The 19361-nt window shown below is 72.7% G+C and carries 19 protein-coding genes; 3 read left to right on the plus strand and 16 right to left on the minus strand.

All coding sequences use genetic code 11. From position 1 onward, the window contains the following. Window positions 1-10: 10 nt before the first annotated feature. The 4 genes from ACYVAQ_RS11835 to leuS all read right to left on the minus strand — a co-directional run bounded on the left by ACYVAQ_RS11835 (window position 11) and on the right by leuS (window position 6690). The gene (locus tag ACYVAQ_RS11835; protein WP_460789655.1) at window positions 11-2299 is read right to left on the minus strand and encodes a ComEC/Rec2 family competence protein; all 2289 of its coding nucleotides are present in this window, start codon (window positions 2297-2299) and stop codon (window positions 11-13) included. Then, window positions 2299-3246: a helix-hairpin-helix domain-containing protein gene (locus tag ACYVAQ_RS11840; protein ID WP_460789657.1), complete on the minus strand. Its 948-nt coding sequence runs from the start codon at window positions 3244-3246 to the stop codon at window positions 2299-2301. The genes ACYVAQ_RS11835 and ACYVAQ_RS11840 overlap by 1 nt, the downstream gene beginning before the upstream one ends. Before the next feature lie 134 nt (window positions 3247-3380). Then, the gene (locus ACYVAQ_RS11845; protein WP_460789660.1) at window positions 3381-4232 is read right to left on the minus strand and encodes a DegV family protein; all 852 of its coding nucleotides are present in this window, start codon (window positions 4230-4232) and stop codon (window positions 3381-3383) included. 28 nt (window positions 4233-4260) lie between these two features. Beyond that, on the minus strand, window positions 4261-6690 hold the full coding sequence (gene leuS, locus ACYVAQ_RS11850) for a leucine--tRNA ligase (protein ID WP_460789662.1): 2430 nt from the start codon (window positions 6688-6690) through the stop codon (window positions 4261-4263). A 31-nt stretch (window positions 6691-6721) separates the two neighbouring features. On the opposite strand from leuS, the gene ACYVAQ_RS11855 reads away from it, so the two are divergent. Next, the gene (locus tag ACYVAQ_RS11855; protein WP_460789665.1) at window positions 6722-7492 is read left to right on the plus strand and encodes an SDR family NAD(P)-dependent oxidoreductase; all 771 of its coding nucleotides are present in this window, start codon (window positions 6722-6724) and stop codon (window positions 7490-7492) included. Here the strand turns inward: ACYVAQ_RS11855 and ACYVAQ_RS11860 are convergent, their stop codons facing one another. From ACYVAQ_RS11860 to ACYVAQ_RS11885, 6 genes are all read right to left on the minus strand, one after another. Next, entirely contained in the window at window positions 7493-7792 is a 300-nt protein-coding gene (locus ACYVAQ_RS11860; RefSeq protein WP_460789668.1) for a GNAT family N-acetyltransferase, read from the minus strand. A 19-nt stretch (window positions 7793-7811) separates the two neighbouring features. Continuing rightward, window positions 7812-8258: an RrF2 family transcriptional regulator gene (locus ACYVAQ_RS11865; RefSeq protein WP_460789671.1), complete on the minus strand. Its 447-nt coding sequence runs from the start codon at window positions 8256-8258 to the stop codon at window positions 7812-7814. Window positions 8259-8327: 69 nt separating this feature from the next. Beyond that, a complete protein-coding gene (locus tag ACYVAQ_RS11870; protein ID WP_460789673.1) occupies window positions 8328-9818 on the minus strand; it encodes a hypothetical protein in 1491 nt (496 codons plus the stop codon). Further along, entirely contained in the window at window positions 9796-10557 is a 762-nt protein-coding gene (locus ACYVAQ_RS11875) for a polyprenol monophosphomannose synthase (RefSeq protein ID WP_460789676.1), read from the minus strand. The genes ACYVAQ_RS11870 and ACYVAQ_RS11875 overlap by 23 nt, the downstream gene beginning before the upstream one ends. A gap of 86 nt (window positions 10558-10643) precedes the next feature. Continuing rightward, window positions 10644-11222, minus strand: coding sequence for an LOG family protein (locus ACYVAQ_RS11880; protein WP_460789679.1), 579 nt, complete (start codon window positions 11220-11222; stop codon window positions 10644-10646). A 9-nt stretch (window positions 11223-11231) separates the two neighbouring features. Next, window positions 11232-12251 carry a nitronate monooxygenase gene (locus ACYVAQ_RS11885; RefSeq protein WP_460789682.1) on the minus strand — a complete coding sequence of 340 codons (1020 nt, stop codon included), beginning with the start codon at window positions 12249-12251 and terminating at the stop codon, window positions 11232-11234. A 76-nt stretch (window positions 12252-12327) separates the two neighbouring features. Between ACYVAQ_RS11885 and ACYVAQ_RS11890 the strand changes: the two genes are divergently transcribed. Further along, window positions 12328-12699 carry a carboxymuconolactone decarboxylase family protein gene (locus ACYVAQ_RS11890; RefSeq protein ID WP_460789685.1) on the plus strand — a complete coding sequence of 124 codons (372 nt, stop codon included), beginning with the start codon at window positions 12328-12330 and terminating at the stop codon, window positions 12697-12699. A gap of 118 nt (window positions 12700-12817) precedes the next feature. Here ACYVAQ_RS11890 and ACYVAQ_RS11895 read toward each other — a convergent pair whose 3' ends face one another. The 5 genes from ACYVAQ_RS11895 to ACYVAQ_RS11915 are packed head-to-tail and all read right to left on the minus strand — an operon-like array spanning window position 12818 to window position 17618. Continuing rightward, window positions 12818-14281, minus strand: a complete 1464-nt coding sequence (locus ACYVAQ_RS11895; RefSeq protein ID WP_460789687.1) for a phospholipase D-like domain-containing protein — start codon at window positions 14279-14281, stop codon at window positions 12818-12820. 22 nt (window positions 14282-14303) lie between these two features. Next, complete coding sequence (locus ACYVAQ_RS11900; RefSeq protein WP_460789689.1) at window positions 14304-14888, minus strand: sugar O-acetyltransferase; 585 nt, start codon at window positions 14886-14888, stop codon at window positions 14304-14306. A 9-nt stretch (window positions 14889-14897) separates the two neighbouring features. Continuing rightward, entirely contained in the window at window positions 14898-15872 is a 975-nt protein-coding gene (locus tag ACYVAQ_RS11905; RefSeq protein ID WP_460789692.1) for a TIGR03086 family metal-binding protein, read from the minus strand. After that, window positions 15869-16174, minus strand: coding sequence for an ArsR/SmtB family transcription factor (locus ACYVAQ_RS11910; protein WP_460789695.1), 306 nt, complete (start codon window positions 16172-16174; stop codon window positions 15869-15871). Before ACYVAQ_RS11910 ends, ACYVAQ_RS11905 begins: the two co-directional genes overlap by 4 nt. Before the next feature lie 10 nt (window positions 16175-16184). Next, window positions 16185-17618, minus strand: a complete 1434-nt coding sequence (locus ACYVAQ_RS11915) for an amidase (protein WP_460789698.1) — start codon at window positions 17616-17618, stop codon at window positions 16185-16187. Window positions 17619-17683: 65 nt separating this feature from the next. Between ACYVAQ_RS11915 and ACYVAQ_RS11920 the strand changes: the two genes are divergently transcribed. Beyond that, on the plus strand, window positions 17684-18298 hold the full coding sequence (locus ACYVAQ_RS11920; protein ID WP_460789700.1) for a TetR/AcrR family transcriptional regulator: 615 nt from the start codon (window positions 17684-17686) through the stop codon (window positions 18296-18298). A gap of 179 nt (window positions 18299-18477) precedes the next feature. On the opposite strand, the gene ACYVAQ_RS11925 is transcribed toward ACYVAQ_RS11920, so the two are convergent. Then, complete coding sequence (locus ACYVAQ_RS11925) at window positions 18478-19329, minus strand: 3-hydroxybutyryl-CoA dehydrogenase (RefSeq protein WP_460789702.1); 852 nt, start codon at window positions 19327-19329, stop codon at window positions 18478-18480. Between the last annotated feature and the right edge of the window lie 32 nt (window positions 19330-19361).

The following is a 19361-nucleotide window of genomic DNA, read 5'->3' on the forward strand; positions in this document are numbered from 1 at the left end:
GACCACCGACTCACTTCCCGGTGACCAGTGCCGGGCCGCCGTCGCGGACCACCACCGCGACTCCCCCGTCCTGGTCGGTGCGCGCGACCTCGACTCCGGCGCGCTGCAGGGTGTCGATGGTGCTCTGCGCGGGGTGCCCGTAGTCGTTGTCGGCGCCGACCGAGATGACGGCCACCCGGGCATGCAGCGAGGCCAGCCAGTCCGGGTCCTGGTAGCGGGAGCCGTGGTGCGGGACCTTGAGCACGTCGACGTGGAGCCCCGGGTAGGCCTGGGCGAGCTGGGCCTGGCCGGGCGGCTCGACGTCGCCGGTGAGCAGCAGGCGCAGCCCGTGCGACTCGACCAGCAGGACCACGCTGGCGTTGTTCGCCGAGCTGCCGTCGCCCGCACCGGGCTCGGTACGGGCGAGGTCGGGGTAGAGCACCTGCAGGGTCACGTCGCCGTAGCGCCGGGTGAGCCCGTACGGCGCCAGCCGGACCGGGACACCGGCCCGCGCGGCCGTCTCCTGGACCTCCCGCACCCCGGCAGGCGGGTCGAGGACCTCCGTGGTCTCGACCTCGCCGACGCGTCGCCCGGACAGCACGCCGCTCAACCCGTCGATGTGGTCGGCGTGGAAGTGGGTCAGCACCAGCAGCGGGACCTGGCGGATCCCGAGCCGGTCGAGGCAGCGGTCCTCGACCGTCGGGTCCGGGCCGGTGTCGACGAGGATCGCGGCATGGGGGCCGGCGGCCAGGGCCAGCCCGTCACCCTGGCCCACGTCGCAGGCCACCATCACCCAGTCCTTCGGGGGCCAGCCCCCGGGCAGCGACCAGATCCGGCCGGGGAGACCGACCAGGAACGCAGCACCGAGGACGAACGCGGTCAGCGCCCATCGTCGGCGCCGGAGCAGGGCCGGAAGACCCAGCGCCGCCGCGAGGCAGAGCAGCGTCAGCACGATCAGCGAGAGCGCGGTGGCGCTCCAGCCGATGGCGGCGCCGGGAAGAGCGGCGCCGTGTCGTGCGACCGTCAGCAGCCAGCCGGCGCACCAGGAGGCGGGGAACGCCAGCAGCCGGCCCGCCCACGGCCAGACGAGGTCCACGAGCCCACCGATCAGGCCGAGCACCGTGGCAGGCCCGACGACGGGAGCGGCGAGCAGGTTCGCGGCGACCGCGACCAGGCTGACCTGACCGGAGAGCGCCGCGATCACCGGCGTGCACGCGAGCTGGGCGGCGAGCGGAACGGCGATCGCTTCGGCCGCGAAGGCCGGGAGCCAGCGCGCCAGGGCGCGGAGGAACGGCGGGCCGAGCAGCACGATCCCGGCCGTCGCCAGAGCGGACAGCGCGAAGCCCGCCGACACCGCCAGGGAAGGCTGGAGCAGCATCAGGGCGACCACCGCGACACCGAGGGCGCGCAGACCACGGCGTCGACCGTCGGAGCCGAGCGCGAACAGCCCGACCGTGCCCATCGCCGCCGCGCGCAGGACGCTCGGCTCGGTGCGGGCCAGCAGCACGAACCCGGCGATCCCGACCACCCCGAGCAGGTGCAGCCACCGGCCGCGGACGCCCGCCCACCGGGCCACCACCAGCAGGAAGCCCACGATGAGGGTGAGGTTCGTACCGCTGACCGCAGTGAGGTGGGTCAGACCGGTCGTGCGGAAGTCCGCCTGGGTGATCGGGGTCAGCCCGGCGTCGTCGCCGTCGACCAGACCGGCCACGAGCGCGGCCTGCTGGTCGGGACGGCCGGCGACCGCGTCGCGGATGCCGTGCCGCACCGCCGCGGCGCCGCGCCACCACGGGTCCGGCGCGCGGATCCGCACCGGCGGGTCGGGCCCGGTGACCACGGCCGAGGTGTCCGGGTCGTCGGCGGGGGCGAGGTGGCCGTGCAGCCGGACCACCTCGCCCCAGCCGACCTGGGCCCAGTCGGTGTCGCCGAACACGACCGCCGCCGCCCCCACGGCGTACGTCGTTCCGCCGACGCCGATCCGGTGGACACGGATCCGCACCACGGCCGTGTCGCCCCAGGTCCCGTGGATGATCCGCGGGTCCGACACCACGGTCGCCTCGAGGTCGGCGGACGCGCGCCGGGCCGCGAGCTCGGCCAGCGGGCTGGTGTCGACGGCCCTGTGCCGCAGCGCGACTCCCCCGCCCACGGCGAGCGCGACCACCAGCGCCGCGCACGCCAGCGGAGCGCGGGTGCGGCCGGCGAGCAGCGCCAGCACGGCCAGCACGACCCACGGCGCCGGCCCACCGACGTACGCGCCCAGGGCGGACGCCCACGCCGCCACACCGAGCAGCGGCATCCGCAGGTCGTGGCGGTCGGGCATCAGACGGTGACGTAGGGCTCGAGCTGGGCCATCGTCTTGTCCCCGATGCCCTGGACGTCCAGGAGCTGGTCCACGCTGGTGAAGCCGCCGTTCTGCTCGCGGTAGGCCAGGATCGCCTGCGCCGTCACCGGACCGACCTCGGGCAGTGCTTCGAGCTGCTCCTGGGTCGCGGTGTTGAGGTTGACCAGGGCACCGGGTGCGGCCGACGCGCCAGCCGCTCCACCACCGACGCCCGGCGACGGGCCGGCGCCCGCGACACCCACGGCGATCTGCTCGCCGTCGACGAGCGGCCGGGCGAGGTTCAGCGACGACAGGTCCACCCCGCGGCGTGCGCCACCCGCAGCCCGGATCGCGTCGACGACCCGCGCACCGGGGCGCAGCACCGCGATGCCGGGGTGCCGGACCTTGCCGACGACGTCGACCGTCACCGAAGCGGCGGAGGTGGCCGTGGACGTCGCACCCGTCGGCGCGGCCGGCTCCAGCGCGGCAGGCGAGGCATCCGCCGGCGCCAGCGGTGACGAGCTCGCCATCGCGACCGGCACCACCGAGCCGTGGTCGCGCAGCAGCCACCACGCCGTGCCGCCGATGACCACGGCCACCGCGAGCGCCAGGACGGCCAGGTGCTGGGCACCGACCACCGCGATGCCCGGCCACCGCGAGCGCACCGCACCCCGGAGATCGGTCTCCCGGCGGCGGGTGGCGTGCCGCCCCGGCTCGGGTACGACGGTCGGCTCGGCCGCCTGCTCCTCGGGTGCGGCACGCACCCGGGTCAGGTCGTCCCACCGCGGCGCGGTCAGGTCCGGTCCGTGCCGGGCCTCGGCGTCCTCGGCGACGGGAGGACGCCCCTCGATCGCGGCCGCGAGCTGGGCCAGCCGCTGGGCGGCCCGGTCAGCCCGATCGGCCCGGTCGGCGGAGTCGGCACCGCTGCTCCCCTGCGAGATACGCATGCCAGCACGCTAGGAAGGCCCGACGACACCACGCGCCGGCCCGGCGATCTGCCTGTGGACGGCCGCGGCCCTCCCCAGCCCGGCAGCCCACGAACGGCCCGCCTTGTGACGGCAGGGACAGGTGGGACGACCGGTCAGAGCACCGGCGCCACGCAGACGGCGAGCATCCCGGGCCCGACGTGCGCCCCGATGACGCCGCCGAGCTCCACGCAGCGCACCTCACCGACGACCCGGTCACCCAGCCGGGCGGTGAGCCGCTCCGTGAACGCCTCCGCCCGCTCGGCCGACGCGAGGTGGGCCACCCCCACCTCGACCGCGGCACAGCCCGCGGCCTCCACTGCGAGCTCCTCGAGCCGCGCGATGGCCTTCGCGGCCGTGCGCACCTTCGCCACGGGGACGATCACGCCGTCCTCGATCTCCAGCAGCGGCTTCACGGCGAGCACGCCCCCGAAAACCGCGGAGGCACCGCCGATCCGCCCGCCGCGGCGCAGGTACTCCAGGGTGTCGACGTAGAGCAGCGTGCGCGCCGCCTCGGCCCGCAGCACGGCGGCCTTCGCGGCGTCCTCGGCCGAACCGCCGGCGATCACCACGGCGGCGGCGGCCGCGACGGCGTACCCCGTGGCGAAGCCGACCTGGCGGGTGTCGACGCAGGTGACGGGGACGGGTGCCGACCGGGCGGCCAGCTCGGCGGACTCGAACGTGCCACTGACCTCGGCCGAGAGGTGCACCGACACGATCGCCTCGGCCCCTTCGGCGGCCAGCCGCTCGTAGACCTCGGCGAACGCCGCGGGAGCCGGGCGCGACGTGCTGACCGCGCGCTTGGCGCGCAGCGCCTCGGCGAGCCGGTCCGGAGCGACCTCCGGTGAGCCCGCGTCGTACGACGTGTCGTCGACGACCACCTGCAGCGGCACCACCGTGATGCCGAGCGCCTCCGTCTCCGCCGCCGACAGCTCGGCGGTCGAGTCGGTCACGATCCCGATGCGCACCGTTTCAGGCTACTCGCGGCCGCCGCGATCAGACGACGATGTTGACGAGCTTGGGGGCCCGCACGATGACGCGACGTACCTCGCGCCCGTCGATGGCCTTGACCACGTCGGCGTCCGCGAGCGCGAGCGCCTCGAGGTCGGCCTCGGAGATGTCCGGCGCCACCTCGAGCCGACCCTTGACCTTGCCCTGGATCTGGACGACCGCGGTGACGGACTCCTCGACGAGCAGCGCGGGGTCCACGACCGGCCACGCGGCCTGCGCCACCGACGGCTCGTGCCCGAGCAGCTGCCACATCTCCTCCGCGGTGTACGGCGCCACCAGCGACAGCAGGATCGCCACGGTCTCGGCCGCCTCCCGCACCGCCGGGTCGGCCGGACCGCAGCCGGAGTCGATCGCCTTGCGGGTCGCGTTGACCAGCTCCATCACGCGCGCGACGACGACGTTGAAGCGGTAGCTCTCGACGAGCTGCTCGGCGTCGTGGACCGTCCGGGCCGTCACGCGGCGCAGCGCGGCGTCGCCGCCGGCGAGGTCCACGCCGGCGGAGGAGGTCACGTCACCGGCGAGCCGCCACGCGCGCTGCAGGAAGCGCAGCGAGCCGGCAGGCGACACATCCGCCCAGTCGATGTTGTCCTCCGGGGGGCTCGCGAAGACCAGCGTCAGGCGCACCGCGTCGACACCGAACTCGTCCAGCTGCGAGCCCAGGTTCACGCCGTTGCCGAGCGACTTGCTCATCTTGCGGCCGTTGTTGATGACCTTGCCCTGCGAGAGGTACGCCGAGAACGGCTCGTCCCAGTCGATCAGGCCCATGTCGCGCAGCGCCTTGGTGAAGAACCGCGCGTAGAGCAGGTGCAGCACCGCGTGCTCGTCGCCGCCCAGGTAGAAGTCGATCGGGCCCCAGGCCTTGGCCAGCGCCGGGTCGAACGCCTGGGTGTCGTCCCGGGGCGACAGGTAGCGGAAGAAGTACCAGGACGAGTCCACGAAGGTGTCCATGGTGTCGGTGTCCCGCTCGGCCGGGCCGCCGCAGGTCGGGCAGGTGACCTCGACCCACTCCCGCGCGCCACCGAGCGGGGAGGTGCCCTTCGGCTTCAGGTCCGCACCCTTGAGCTCCGGCAGCAGCACCGGCAGCTGGTCCTCCGGTACGGCGACCTCGCCGTCCACGGGGCAGTGGATGATCGGGATCGGGGCACCCCAGTAGCGCTGCCGCGACAGCAGCCAGTCGCGCAGTCGGAAGTTGACGGTGCCCTCGCCGTGGCCGCTCGCCTCGATCTTGGCGATCGCCGCCGAGACGGCCGCCGCCTTGTCGTAGGCCTCGTCCTCGTCGTACACGGGCACGATCGGGAGGCCGAACTTCTCGGCGAACTCGCGGTCGCGGTCGTCGTGGGCCGGCACGGCCATGATCGCGCCGGTGCCGTAGTCGGCCAGCACGTAGTCGGCGGCCCAGACCGGGATCTGCTCACCGGTCAGCGGGTTGGTGGCGGTGACGCCCAGGTCGACGCCGGTCTTCGGCCGGTCGGTGGCGAGCCGGTCGATGTCGGAAGCCTTGCGCACCTCGGCCAGGTAGTCCTCCAGCGCCTGCGCCCGGTCCGGCGCCACCAGCTGCTGCGCCAGCTTCGCGTCGGCCGCGACCACCATGAAGGTCGCGCCGACCAGCGTGTCGGGACGCGTGGTGAAGACCGTGATCGGCTCGTGCCCCTCGACGTCGAAGGCGACGTGCGCCCCCTCGGAGCGCCCGATCCAGTTGCGCTGGGCATTGACGACCTTGCCGATCCAGGTGTCCTGCAGCTCGTCGAGGCAGTCGTAGAGCTCCTGGGCGTACGCGGTGGTGCGGAAGTACCACTGCGTGAGCTCCTTCTTGGTCACCTCGGCGCCGCAGCGCTCGCAGGTGCCGTCGGCCAGGACCTGCTCGTTGGCGAGCACGGTCTGGTCGTTGGGGCACCAGTTGACCGGGGAGTTCTTGCGGTAGGCCAGGCCCTGCTCGCGCAGCTTGAGGAACAGCCACTGCGTCCAGCGGTAGTACTCCGGGTCGGAGGTGTGCAGCCGGCGCGACCAGTCGAAGCTCAGTCCGTACTTCTTGAACGAGCCGTACTGCGTCTCGATGTTGGCGTAGGTGTACGTCGCCGGGTGCTCGTCGTTCTTGATCGCGGCGTTCTCGGCGGGCAGGCCGAAGGAGTCCCAGCCCATCGGGTTGAGCACCTCGAAGCCACGGAACTTCTTGTAGCGGCACATGACGTCGTGCAGCGCCATGACCTCGGCGTGGCCCATGTGCAGGTCGCCGGACGGGTAGGGGAACATCGTCAGCCCGTAGAACTTGGGCTTCTCCCCCGCCAGCACCACCGCGTCGTCGGCACGGAACGCCTCGAGCCGGTCCCAGACAGGCAGCCACTTCTCCTCGACGGCGTGCACGTCGTACGACGCCGCACCGGACTCGGTCACCTGCTCCTGGGGCTGCTCACTCACACGCGAAGTTTAGTGGCGATAACGTCGGCCCATGACCACGGGACCGATCGCTGACCTGTTCACCCTCGAGGGCAAGGTGGCCGTGGTCACCGGGGCCTCCGCCGGCCTGGGCGTCGCCTTCGCCCAGGCGCTCGCCGAGGCCGGCGCGGACGTGGCGCTCGGGGCCCGCCGGGTCAAGCGGCTGGCCGACACCGCGGCCCTCGTGGAGGCGGCCGGGCGACGTGCCGTCAGCGTGGCCACGGACGTGGCGGACCCGGCGAGCTGCCAGGCCCTGGTGGACGCCGCCATGGCCGAATTCGGTCGGGTCGACGTGCTCGTCAACAACGCCGGGGTCGGTACGGCGGTGCCCGCGACCCGCGAGACGCCCGAGCAGTTCCGCAGCGTCATCGACATCAACCTCAACGGCTGCTACTGGATGGCGCAGGCGTGCGGCCGGGTCATGCAGCCCGGCTCGAGCATCATCAACATCTCCAGCGTCCTGGGCATCACCACGGCGGGGCTCCCCCAGGCGGCGTACGCCGCCTCGAAGGCCGGGCTGATCGGGCTCACCCGCGATCTGGCCCAGCAGTGGACCGGTCGCAAGGGCATCCGCGTGAACGCGATCGCGCCCGGGTTCTTCACCTCCGAGATGACCGACCAGTACCCGGAGGGCTACCTCGACGCGATGGGCCAGCGGATCCCGATGGCGCGCAAGGGCGACCCGCGCGAGCTCGCGGCGACCGTGGTCTTCCTGGCCTCGGACGCAGCCGGCTACATCACCGGCCAGACGCTCCCGGTCGACGGCGGCCTCACGATCACCTGATCAGCTCGGCCAGTCGGTGAGGTCGTCGTACTGTCCGGGGTGCTTCTTGATCCAGGCGGCGACGTAGGGGCAGTGCGGGACGATCCGCTTGCCCTGGGTGCGCACGTCGGCGAGCGCGAAGGCGACCAGCTTGGAGGCCAGCCCCTGACCGCCGTACGCGTCGTCGACCTCGGTGTGCACGAAGTCGACGTGGACGTCGTCGGGCAGGCGGTACTGCGTGAGCCCGATCAGGGCGTCGTCGTCACGGATCTCGTAGCGGTGCTGCTCGGGCGCGTGGACGTAGTCGATCACGGCGCCCATCCAAGCACGGACGCGGTTGCTAGACCGGGGTGAGCGACAGGATCGTGAGGTCCTTGCGCAGCTGCGGCTGGGCACGGACGGCGTCGGCCAGCGTCTGGGAGTCGAGGACCGCGAAGAAAGCGTCGAGGGCGCGCTCGAACAGGGGCCGGCCGCCGCAGTGGTCCTTCACCGCGCAGGTGCCGTGGTCGGCGAGGCACTCGACGACGGCGAAGTCGGACTCGACGGCCCGGACGATGTCGCCGACGCGCAGGGTGGCGGGGTCGGCCTTGAGCGCGAGCCCTCCGTTGCGACCGGTGTAGCTGGTGAGCAGGCCGGCGTGCACGAGGCGCTGCGCGATCTTGGCGAGGTGGTGCTGGGACAGGTCGTACGCCGCCGCGATCTCGCGCACCGTGGCCCGGTTCCCGGGGGCGACCGCCAAGTACACCAACATCCGGAACCCGTAGTCCGAGTAGGCCGTCAACTTCATCGCGAGATCGTCGCACCCTTCACTGAGAGACTCCTGTGGGCGGAGCGTCCGTGCGAACAACGCCGATGATCAACCGACGCTACGGGCTCGGAACACATACCAGTCCCCCAACTGCGTCACGACGCGGTAGTCCCGGGCGATCACGGCGTTCGCGCTGTGCGCGTCGATCGCCCAGGTGTCGATCCGAGGCCCGTCGACGACGAGCCAGGTGGGTCGATCCTCCCGCAGGACGCGCGTGAAGTCGACCAGGTGCGGGTCGCGTACTCGCACCGGCAGGCTCCAGAGGTTGTCGTAGGGGACCGTCAGGCCGGTGCCCTCGAAGACGTTGGTGTGGCCGAACGCCACGACACCGGTCTCACCGGGGTGGGCGTGCGCCCGCAGGTAGCGCGCGACCTGCACGTCGTCGGCCGACTGGACCAGCTGCGAGGTGATGATCGTGGCCGGGAGGGTCGTGGCGGCGACGTACCCCAGCACGGCGAGGACCCAGCGCAGGCGCACCCGGCGGGTGCGCAGCGCGGCGGCCAGCAGCAGGACGCTGCCGGGGACGGTGCCGGTCAGGTAGTGCAGCCAGTAGCTGCCCCCGACGACGACCCCGACGGTCTCCCAGCCGGCGACGCCGAGGGCGATCCAGCCGAGCGGTGTGGGCGCGGGATCGGTGGGCAGCGGGGTGCGCAGACGCCGGGCCAGCGCGACCGCGGCGAGCACCCCGATCCCCCAGCCGCCGCTGAGCACGAACGAGCCGACCAGGAGCAGCGCCTGGTGGTGGACGTCGCTCGACGCCTCCTCGGAGATGACCCGCGAGGCCGCACCGCGGAACGTGACCACCGCGTCCCAGAGCGGGCCCGGGCGGGTGCCGTGGGCGTCCGCCCACCCCACGACCGCGGCGCCGCCGCCGAGCGCACCGACCGCGAACACGAGCGTGTCGTGGACCGCCAGCCCCCAGCGCCGGCGCCAGGCGAGCCAGACCACGCCGATCCCCGCGGCGACCGCCACGTCGACCATGTTCTGCTTCACCGCGGCGGCGGCCACGGCGAGGAGTCCGGCGGCCAGCCACAGCACCGTGCGACGCCAGGTGCGGGCGGGCTCGGCCAACCCGCGCAGGACGGCGTACAGGCCGACGGTGACGAACGGGACGGCGAGCAGCTCGCCGTCGACGTTGAGCGAGCCGTAGAGGGTGTCGCTGAGCAGCAGGGCTGGTACGGCGGAGGCGAGCGGCGATGCCCAGCGCCAGTCGGTGGCGAGCCGGCCGATCCCCGCCGCGGCTGCCGTGGTCACCAGCAGGCACGCGATCCCGAGGAACCGGAGCGCGATCGGGCCGCCCAGCACGTGCGCGAGCTGGAACAGACCGACCAGCAGCGGCGGGCGGTCGACCCAGAAGTCGCCGTACAGCGAGTGACCGGGGCTCCACTGGCCGCCGACCATGAGGTAGCCGGCCTCGTCGGAGGACATCGGCTTGGCCAGGAAGGTCAGCCGGAGCGCGACCCCGAGGATCGCGACGAGGACCGTGGCGGCACGCGGCGTCAGCCGCGAGCGCAGGCTAGACGGCAGGACCGCCGGCACGGGTCGGCACCTTCGAGCGGCCGGTGATCTCCTGCCAACGCCACTTCAGGATCAGCCGGGCCGCCTCGATGGCGACGTCGCTGGTCATCTTCGAGGCGCCGTGGACCCGCTCGACGAACGTGATCGGGTGCTCGGCGATGCGGAACCCGAGCCGCTCGGCGTGCCAGGTGTTCTCGACCTGGAAGCCGTAGCCGTTGGACTGGGTGTCGAGGACGCCCGCGTCGACGAGCGCGTCCGAGCGCCAGGCGCGGAAGCCCGCGGTGGCGTCGTGGGTCTTGAGGCCGAGGACGGTGCGGGCGTAGGTGTTGGCGCCCCAGGAGATGAAGCGACGCTGCCACGGCCAGTTCTCGGTGGCGCCGCCCGGCACGTAGCGCGACCCGATGACCAGGTCGTTGCCGGCCAGCTTGCCCAGCATCGGCAGGACCGCGTCGGTCGGGTGCGACCCGTCGGCGTCCATCTGGACGACGGCGTCGTAGCCGGAGTCCAGGGCGGCGCGGAACCCGGCCCGGTAGGCGGCACCGAGGCCGTCCTTGGTCGTGCGGGTGAGCAGGTGGATGCGGTCGTCGTACGCCGGGTGCGAGCGGACCAGGTCGCCGGTGCCGTCCGGGCTGGAGTCGTCGACGACCAGCACGTCCGGGAGGTCGGCCGAGCTGCCGGCGCCCAAGGAGGTGAGCCGGTCGAGCATGGGCACGACCGAGTCCTTCTCGTTGTACGTCGGGACGACGATCACACTGCGCATCCCGCCATCAAACCCCACTCGACCTGACCGGCGCACATCACACGCGCGGTGACCGGCCCCACAAGCCAGGCGGGTCGGACGACGCGCTACCCGCGCAGCTTGTCACCGAGGTCCGCGCCGCGCCGCTCGGTGAGGAGGGCGAGGGCCTCGTCGGTGGTGGTGGCGACCACGAGGTCGTCCATGACCCGTCGCCGCACGAAGCCGGCCTCGACCAGCCCGTCGAGCGCCCGGAGCAGCGGTTGCCAGAAGCCGCCGACGTCGAGGAGCCCGACCGGGTCGTCGTTGAACCCGATCTGCCGCCAGCTCCAGACCTCGATGACCTCCTCCAGCGTCCCGAGACCGCCCGGCAGGCACAGGAAGGCATCGGCGAGGTCGGCCATCATCGCCTTGCGCTCGTGCATGGTGCCGACGACGTGCAGCTCGGTGAGGTCGTGGCGCCCCCACTCCCGCTCGACCATGGAGCGCGGGATCACGCCGATCACCTCGCCTCCGGCATCGAGGGCGCCCTGGGACACGGCCCCCATCAGGCCGCCTCCACCCCCGCCGTAGACGAGCCCGATACTGAGCTCGGCGAGCCGGTGCCCGACGGCGTACGCCGCCTCCACCCAGGCCGGGTCGGTGCCCGGTGCGGATCCGCAGAAGACGGCGACGCGGCGCAAGGACATGGAAGCAGCCTAGGAGGCCAGGGCCCGGACGACGTCGGCCGCCGGACCGGTCGGGGCGCTGCGGTGGCCGGTCCCGGCCCACAGGTGGACCCGCTCCGGATCACCCGCGCGTACGGCGGCCTGCCGGATCCCGCGGGTCAGGTGGTGGATCGCCGGGTAGCCGAACGGGGCGACGGCCTCGTGCGCGTCGATGAACGCGTTGCGCAGGCCGCGCGCCGGGCGACCCGTGAAGGCGTGGGTGATGACCGTCTCGGTGAACCGCTCGTCGACGAGCGCGTCGCGGTGGACCTTCGATGCGCCGCTCTCGTCGGTGCGCAGCAGCATCGTCCCGACGGCGACCGCCTCGGCGCCGGCGGCCAGGACCCGGCGTACCGCCTCGGGACCGTCGACGCCCCCACCCGCGACGACCGGCAGACCGGTCGCGGCGACCACGGCCGCGACCAGCGCGTCGGTCGCGACCGGTTCGATCGGCCGGCGTGGGTCGTGGGTGCCGCTGTGGCCTCCGGCCGCGCTGCCCTGCACCACCAGCCCGTCGGCACCGGCCTCCCGGGCCGCCCGCGCCTCGGGCACCGTGGTCACGGTGACCAGCACCCGCGTGCCGGCCCGTTGGAGCGCCCGGAGGTCGTCGGCGGGCGGGATGCCGAAGGTCACCGACACGGCCTCCACGGGATCCGCGACCAGCGCGTCGACCTTGGCGCGCCACGCATCGTCATCCTCGCGCAGCGGCTCGGAGGTCACGTCGAGGCCGTAGCGGGCGGCGTCGGGCTGGATCTCCCGGGCGTAGGCACGGAAGGCGGGCTCCGCGATGCCGGTCGGCCCGGGCAGGAAGAGGTTCATCCCGAACCGCTCGACACCCAGACCGCGCAGTGCCGCCATGTCACCGGCCATCGCGTCGGCCGACTTGTAGCCGGCTGCCAGGAAGCCGAAGCCGCCCGCGCGGACGACCGCGGCGACGAGGTCCGGGGTCGTGCCGCCGCCCGCCATCGGCGCCGCGACGACGGGCAGGTCGGTGCCGAGCAGTGCCGTCATGCGGCCAGTCTTGCCCACCGGAGGTCAGGGACCCGGCATGCTGGTCCCCGCGCACCCGACGCCGAGAGGAACCCCGATGACCGAGCAGACCCACACGCACGGCAGGTCCGTGCTGCACGAGATCGTCCCGCTCGGCCGGAGCCTCCGCCAGCACATCCCCGAGGTGTACGCCGGCTACGCGGAGATCTCGCAGGCGGCGATGGTCGACGGCGCCCTGGATCGCAAGACCAAGGAGCTGATCGCCCTCGCGATCGGGGTCGTCGAGCACTGCGACGGCTGCATCGCCGCCCACGCCCAGGGGGCGGCGAAAGCCGGTGCGACGAAGCAGGAGGTCGCCGAAGCGATCGGCGTGACGTTCATGATGCACGGTGGCCCGGCCACGGTCTGGGGCGCGCGGGCGTTCGACGCGTTCGTCGAGTTCAGCGGCGGGGACACGCCCCCGTCCTGATCAGCCGCTCGCGCTCAGCCGCGGCGACCGCGCCTGCGTCGTACCTGACCACCGCGTTGGGTTTTCCGCCGGGAACCAACGCGTTCGTCAGGTACGACGGCGATCGGGGAACACCCGGCTACATCAGGGCGGAGGTCAGCCGGCACACGTTGTCGACGTACCGGCTGCGCCAGGGCTGCCCGCTCCACTCCTCGAGGGTGAGCTCGCGGCACACGGCGCGGTAGGCCCGGTCGCTCGCGTGCAGCGTGTCGACGAGGTCGCCGCCGAAGCCGAGCAGCATGACCTCGTAGTTGAGGGCGAAGGACCGGAAGTCCATGTTGGACGAGCCGATGACCCCGACCTCGTCGTCGATCGTGAAGTACTTCGCGTGCAGCACCATCGGCTGGGGGTAGAGGTAGAGGTGCACGCCGGCCTCGAGCAGCGCGCGGTAGTAGGAGCGCTGGGCGTGGCCGACCAGGAACTGGTCGGCCTTCTCGCTCACGAACAGCTCCACCCGGACCCCGCGGTACGCCGCCCCGATGATCGCCGTCAGCAGCGACTCGTCGGGGACGAAGTAGGGGCTGGTGATCGTCACCCGCTGCGTGGCCTGGTGGATCAGCTGGACGAACTGGTTGCGGTTCGGCTCGGTCGGGAAGCCCGGACCGGACGGGACGAGCTGCAGCGCGTTGGCGCTACCACCGAGCACGAGGTCCTCGGCCGGAGCCACGTGGAAGGCCGCGGTGAGGAGCTCGCCGGTCTCGGCGTACCAGTCGGTGGCGAAGACGGCCTCGACCTGACCGACGATCGCGCCGCCCACCTTGATGCTGAGGTCCTGCCAACGACGACCCTCGCGGGCATTCTTCGCGCTGTCGTACGTCGGGTCGATCATGTTGTGGGACCCCAGGTAGGCCACCCGGCCGTCCACCACGAGCAGCTTGCGGTGGTTGCGCAGGTCGGGGCGCCGCCAGCGGCCGTGCAGCGGCAGCAGCGGCATCATCAGGTGCCAGTCGATGTCGGCCTCGGTCAACCGCTTCTTCAGCTGCTTCCAACCCGGGTAGGCGCGGGAGCCGAGGTGGTCGAGGAGCAGGCGCACGGTGACGCCGCGCTGGCGGGCTTTGGCCAAGGCCGCGAAGAACACGTCGGTCGTGGCGTCCCAGGCCATGATGTAGACCTCGACGTGCACGAAGAGGACCGCCTCGTCGACGGCGGCCGCCATGTCGGCGTACAGGTCGGCGGTGACGTCGAAGCTGCCCAGGTTGATGCCCGTGACGCACGGCAGCCCGGTGAGGTTGCGGTTCATGGTCAGGACGCTGCCCAGCGCTGGGCTCGGGTGGGCGTTGGCGGGCGTCGGCGGCAGCCGGGCCGCGTGGTCCTCGATGATCTCGGTGGCCAGCCGCTGCACCCGGGCCCGGCGGCCGCGGACGTACGGGCTGCCGATCGCCCAGTAGAGCGGGAAGCCGACGACCGGCAGGACGAGGATCAGCAGCAGCCAGGCCTGCGAGGAGCTGGGGCGGCGGTTCTCGGGGACCGTCCCGACGGCGATGACCTTGAGCACGTACTCGAGCGCGACGTACAGCTCGATGAGGAAGGCCTGCCAGTCCATGGCCGCATTGTGCCGGGACCGCTCACCCGATCCGGCGCACCACCCGGGCCGGGTTGCCGACGGCCACGACGCCGGCCGGGAGGTCGCGGGTCACGACCGCGCCGGCACCGACGACCGTGTCGTCGCCGATGTTCACTCCCGGGCACACGACCACGTCACCACCGAGCCACACGTTGTCGCCGATCGTGATCGGCGCCGCCGCCTCGAGCTTGTCGCGGCGCGGACCAGGCTCGATCGGGTGTGTCGGCGTGAGCAGCTGGACGTGCGGCCCGATCTGGCAGTCGGCGCCGATCCGGATCGCCGCGACGTCGAGGGCCGTGAGCCCGTAGTTGACGAACGTGCGCGCCCCGATGGCGATGTTGAAGCCGTAGTCGACGTACAGCGGCGCGCGGACCACGACGTCCTCACCGAGCCCGCCGAGCAGCTCGGTGAGGACGTCGCGGGCGTCGTCAGGACGCTCGTGCGAGGCGACGCCGTAGGCGTGGGCGAGGCCTCGCGCCCGCTCGGCCAGGCGCTCGATCTCGGGGTCGTCGGCGACGTACAGGTCGCCGGCGAGCATCCGCTCGAGCTGGGTCCGTCGGTCTGCGGGTCCGTGGTCCTCGGTCACGCCTCGACGTTACGCGGGCACCGCGGCAAGAGGGGTACGGCCGGAGAAGGCCGCGAACGCGTCGAGGGCGCCCATCCCGTCGCCCGCGACCGCGCGGGCGAACTCGCCGCGTTCCCGCACGCTGTCGATGACCGGCGCCCCGATCTCACGCACGTAGGCCACCAGCTCGTCGGACACGTGCACCTGCTGACCCGTCGCCTGCGCGAAGTCCCAGGCGTGCAGGAGGAACTCGATCGAGAGGATCGCCTGGGCGACGACCGCGGGCACCTTGCCGTCGACCGACATGTCGCCGTCGTAGTGGCGCCACGCGGTGATCGCCTGGTCGGCCATGACCGAGATCCGGTTCTCCAGCGGGCCCTCCTCCGGGTTCGTCACGGTCGCTCCGGCCATCGCGCCCACGCCCACCAGCGAGCCGAAGAGGTGCTCGGCCAGGGCGTGGCAGTCGAAGTCGGCGCAGGGGGTCTGCTTGACCTTGTCCTCGTTGGTGAGGCCGCGCAGGATCGGCTGCAGCACCGCGAGGGACGCCTCGGCCGCGGTGATCGGGTCGAGCACCTCCGGCGCCCAGGCCCACTCGTCCGGGCCGGCGTCGCCGCTGGCGGCCACGCGCTCGAGCCGGTCGAGGAAGTGGTTCCAACCCTCCGCGTGGGCCGCGGCCTGCGCCTCGTCGAGGCCCTCGTGGACGAGGACGACCCGGCTGCCCGCCGCGGTCGGCTCGATGGTGATCGTGACGGTCGAGGCGTCGGGGAGCAGGTTGTCCGAGCCCTCCCACCCGAAGCCGAGGACCACGCGGCGGCCGGGCTCGACCTCGTGGATGGTGCCGGCGGCGTGGTTGCCGGGCGTGACGGTCCACCGGAAGTCCCCGCCGGCGCGGAGGTCGACGTACGCCGTCACGGCCTGCCAGCGACGGAGCCGCTCCGGCTGGGTGACGAGCTCGAAGGCCTCCTCGGCGGACACCGGCAGGTCCACGATCCTGGTGTAGTTCATGATCTGTCCTTCATCTCGTGAGCATCGGCGACGAGCCGGTCCAGCTCGTCTGTCCAGAAACGGTCGATCTCGACCTGCAGGGTGCGCAGGCCGGACGGAATGACGCGGTAGTGCCGCTCGCGGCCGACCTTCTCCGCCTCGACGAGACCGACCTCGGCGAGCAGGAGCAGGTGCTGGGAGATCGCGGAGCGGGTCACGGGGAACTCCCCCGCGATCTCGGTGACCGTGCGTGGACCCGATGCGAGCAGCTGCAGGATGCGGCGCCGGGTGGGCTCCGCTGCAGCGCTCAGTGCGTCAGTCACGAGGAATACGTTAGTCACCACTAACGCATTCGGCAAGAGGGGTCGCGAGAGACGGCCAGGTGACCTGCTCCTCCAGGGCGAACGCGACCTCGAGCAGGGTCCGCTCGTCGCCGTACGCCGCCGCCAGCTGGACCCCGATCGGCATCCCGTTGGCCGCAACGCCCATGGGCAGCGAGATGGCCGGCGTGCCGGCGATGTTCTGCAGCGGGGTGAACGCGACGTGCTGGCGCAGCCGGCCCATCAGCTCCTCGAAGGGCAGGTTGGGGTCCAGGACGCCGAGGCGCGGGGTCGTCCCGGCGACGACCGGGCTGAGCAGCAGCTCGTGCCGCTCGAACGCGCGGGCGTAGGTCGCGGCCGCACGCTTGAGGCGGCGAATCGCCGCCGGCGTACGCAGCCAGCCGCCGTGGGTGAAGCTGTCCTTGAGCCCGGCGGTGAGTCCGTCCAAGCGGCTGCCGTCGAAGGAGCGGTCGAAGGCGAGCTTGCCGAGGCCGCCCGCCATCGCGGCCAAGAGGCCCCAGTAGGTCACGAAGTCGTCGGCGAAGCGCGCGTCCGCCGGGACGGGGACGACCTCGACCAGGTGACCCTGCGCCTCCAGCAGCCGGGCGGTCTGCTCGACGGCGGCGCGGGTGTCGGCGTCGACGGCGGCGTCGGTGACCGACTCGAGCAGCAGACCGATCCGGAGCCGGCGGCGGGCCGGCCCCTCAACCCGACCGATCGGCGCCAGGGCCGGGTTGCGCCAGCTCCGCTCGAGCGCCGCCGTGAATGCCGCGGTGTCGCGGACCGAGCGGCTCAGGATGCCCTCGCTGATGATGTTGATGGGCAGGATCCGCGCCTCCTCGCCGTCGCGGTGCCGGCCACGGCTCGGCTTGAGGCCGATCAGGCCGGCGGCCGCGGCGGGGATCCGGATCGAGCCGCCGCCGTCGTTGGCGTGGGCGATCGGGACGGCGCCGGCGGCGACGAGCGCGGCAGCACCACCCGAGGACGCACCGACGGAGAAGCCGGTGTTCCACGGGTTGGTCGTGGGCTCGGCGTACCGGAACTCGGTGCTGGCGTTGAGGCCGAACTCCGGCATCCGGGTCTTGCCCAGGACCGTGACGCCGGTCGCGAGGAGCTGGCCGGCGAAACGGCCGTCCGCCGTGGCCGGGCGGGCGGCGAAGGCGGCGGAGCCGTGGTTGGTCGGCATGCCGGCGACGTCGGTGTTGTCCTTGACCAGGGTCGGTACGCCGAACAGCGGAGCGTCCATGTCGGCGGAACGCCGCGGGGCGTCGTACGCCGCATGCGCGACCGCGCGCAGGGCCGGGTCGACCTGCGCGATCCGTGCGATCGCGGCCTGCTCGACCTCCTGCCGGCTCAGCTCGCCCCGGCGGATCAGGGCGGCGAGGGCGACGGCGTCGTGGTCGGCAAGGGCGTCCTCGGTGAAGGCGCGCACGGAGTTCTCGATCATGGGCTCGATCGTGGACGAGCCCGACCGAAAAGTCTAGAAGAACTTACAGACTTTATGCTCACACCATGAAGCGTCGTCACGGAGCCAGCGCCCAGCAGCGGCGTACCGCCCTCATCGACGCCGCCATCGCGGTCGCGGCGGAGAAGGGCATGGCCGGCGTGACCCACCGGGCGGTCACCGAGAAGGCCGGGCTCCCCCTCGCCACGGTGGGCTACTTCTTCGACTCGATCACCGAGCTGGCGCAGGAGGCGCTGCGGGTGCGGGTGGCCGAGGACGTCGCCGCGTCCCAGGAGCTGACGGCGGCGCTGGCCGAGCAGCAGAGCAGCCCGGCGGAGATGGCCGAGGCCTTCGCCGGGTTCGCGACCGCGCCGCGCGAGGACGTCCTGGCGTTCTTCGAGGCGCTGCTCAGCGCCGCCCGCGACCCGGGGTTCCGGCCGGTGGTGGCGGAGGTGATCGGGTCAGGTCGTGCGGCCGTCGCGGCGGCCACCACCGCCGCCGGCGCACCCGACGCTGACGCGGCCGCGTTCCTGGCACTCGTCCACGGCTACCTGCTGCACACCCTCGCCGCCCCGGACCTGGTCGCCCCCGACGGCCTGCTGCGCGGCATCCGCGCGCTGTTCATCGGCCAGCTCGTCGAGCAGGGCCGGGTCGAGCTGGCCCTGGAGCTCGCCCGGAGCTGACGGCCGCGAGTACCCGAGCGACCAGAGGCTTGCCGCCACGCGAAGGCACGACCTACGGAGGCCAACTGCGCGCGCGGCAGCGCGGCGCCGCCGGTGTCGAGCCTGGGTTCTCACCGGAACGAAGTGACGGCGAGAATCCAGGGAGACACCGATCAGCGGCGACGCGCTCGCGCCATCGGTCAGTACGGGTAGAAGCCCTGCTTGGTCTTCTTGCCCAGCAGGCCCGCGTCGACCATCCGGTCCAGCAGCGGCGGCGGGGAGTAGAGGGGCTCCTTGAACTCGTCGTACATGGAGATGCCGATGGCGCGGATGGTGTCCAGGCCGATCAGGTCGGAGAGCGCGAGCGGGCCCATCGGGTGGCCGCAACCGAGCACCATGCCGCGGTCGATGTCGGCGGCGGAGGCGTAGCCGGCCTCGTACATCCGGATCGCGCTCATCAGGTACGGGACGAGCAGGCTGTTGACCACGAAGCCGGCGCGGTCGGTGGCCTCGATGGGCTGCTTGCCGAGCGACTCGACGAACGCGCGCACGCGCTCCATGGTCTCCGGGGCCGTGGTCAGCGACGGGATCAGCTCGATCAGCTGCATGACCGGCGCCGGGTTGAAGAAGTGCACGCCCATGACCTGGCCGGCACGGCCGCTCACGGCGCCGAGCTTGACGATCGGGATCGAGGAGGTGTTGGAGGCGAGGATCGCGTCCGGCTTGTCGAGGATCGCGCCGACCCGGGCGAACAGGTCGAGCTTGATCTTCTCGACCTCGCTGGCCGCCTCGACCACGAAGTCGCGGTCGGCGAGTGCCTGGAAGTCGGTGGTGAAGCGGATCCGGCCGTACAGCTCGTCGGCGTCCTGCTGGGTGATCTTGCCGCGGCCGACCGCGCGGTCGAGCGATCCGCGGACGCGTTCCGCGGCCGCCTCCGCGGCCGCGTCGGTCACCTCGACGACGACGGTGTCGAGCCCGGCACGGGCGCACACCTCGGCGATGCCGGACCCCATCTGTCCGCCGCCGATCACTCCGATCAGGTTGATGGTCATGCCCGGGAACCTACCCCTGACCACTGCGCCAA

The organism is Nocardioides maradonensis (genome assembly GCF_054777115.1).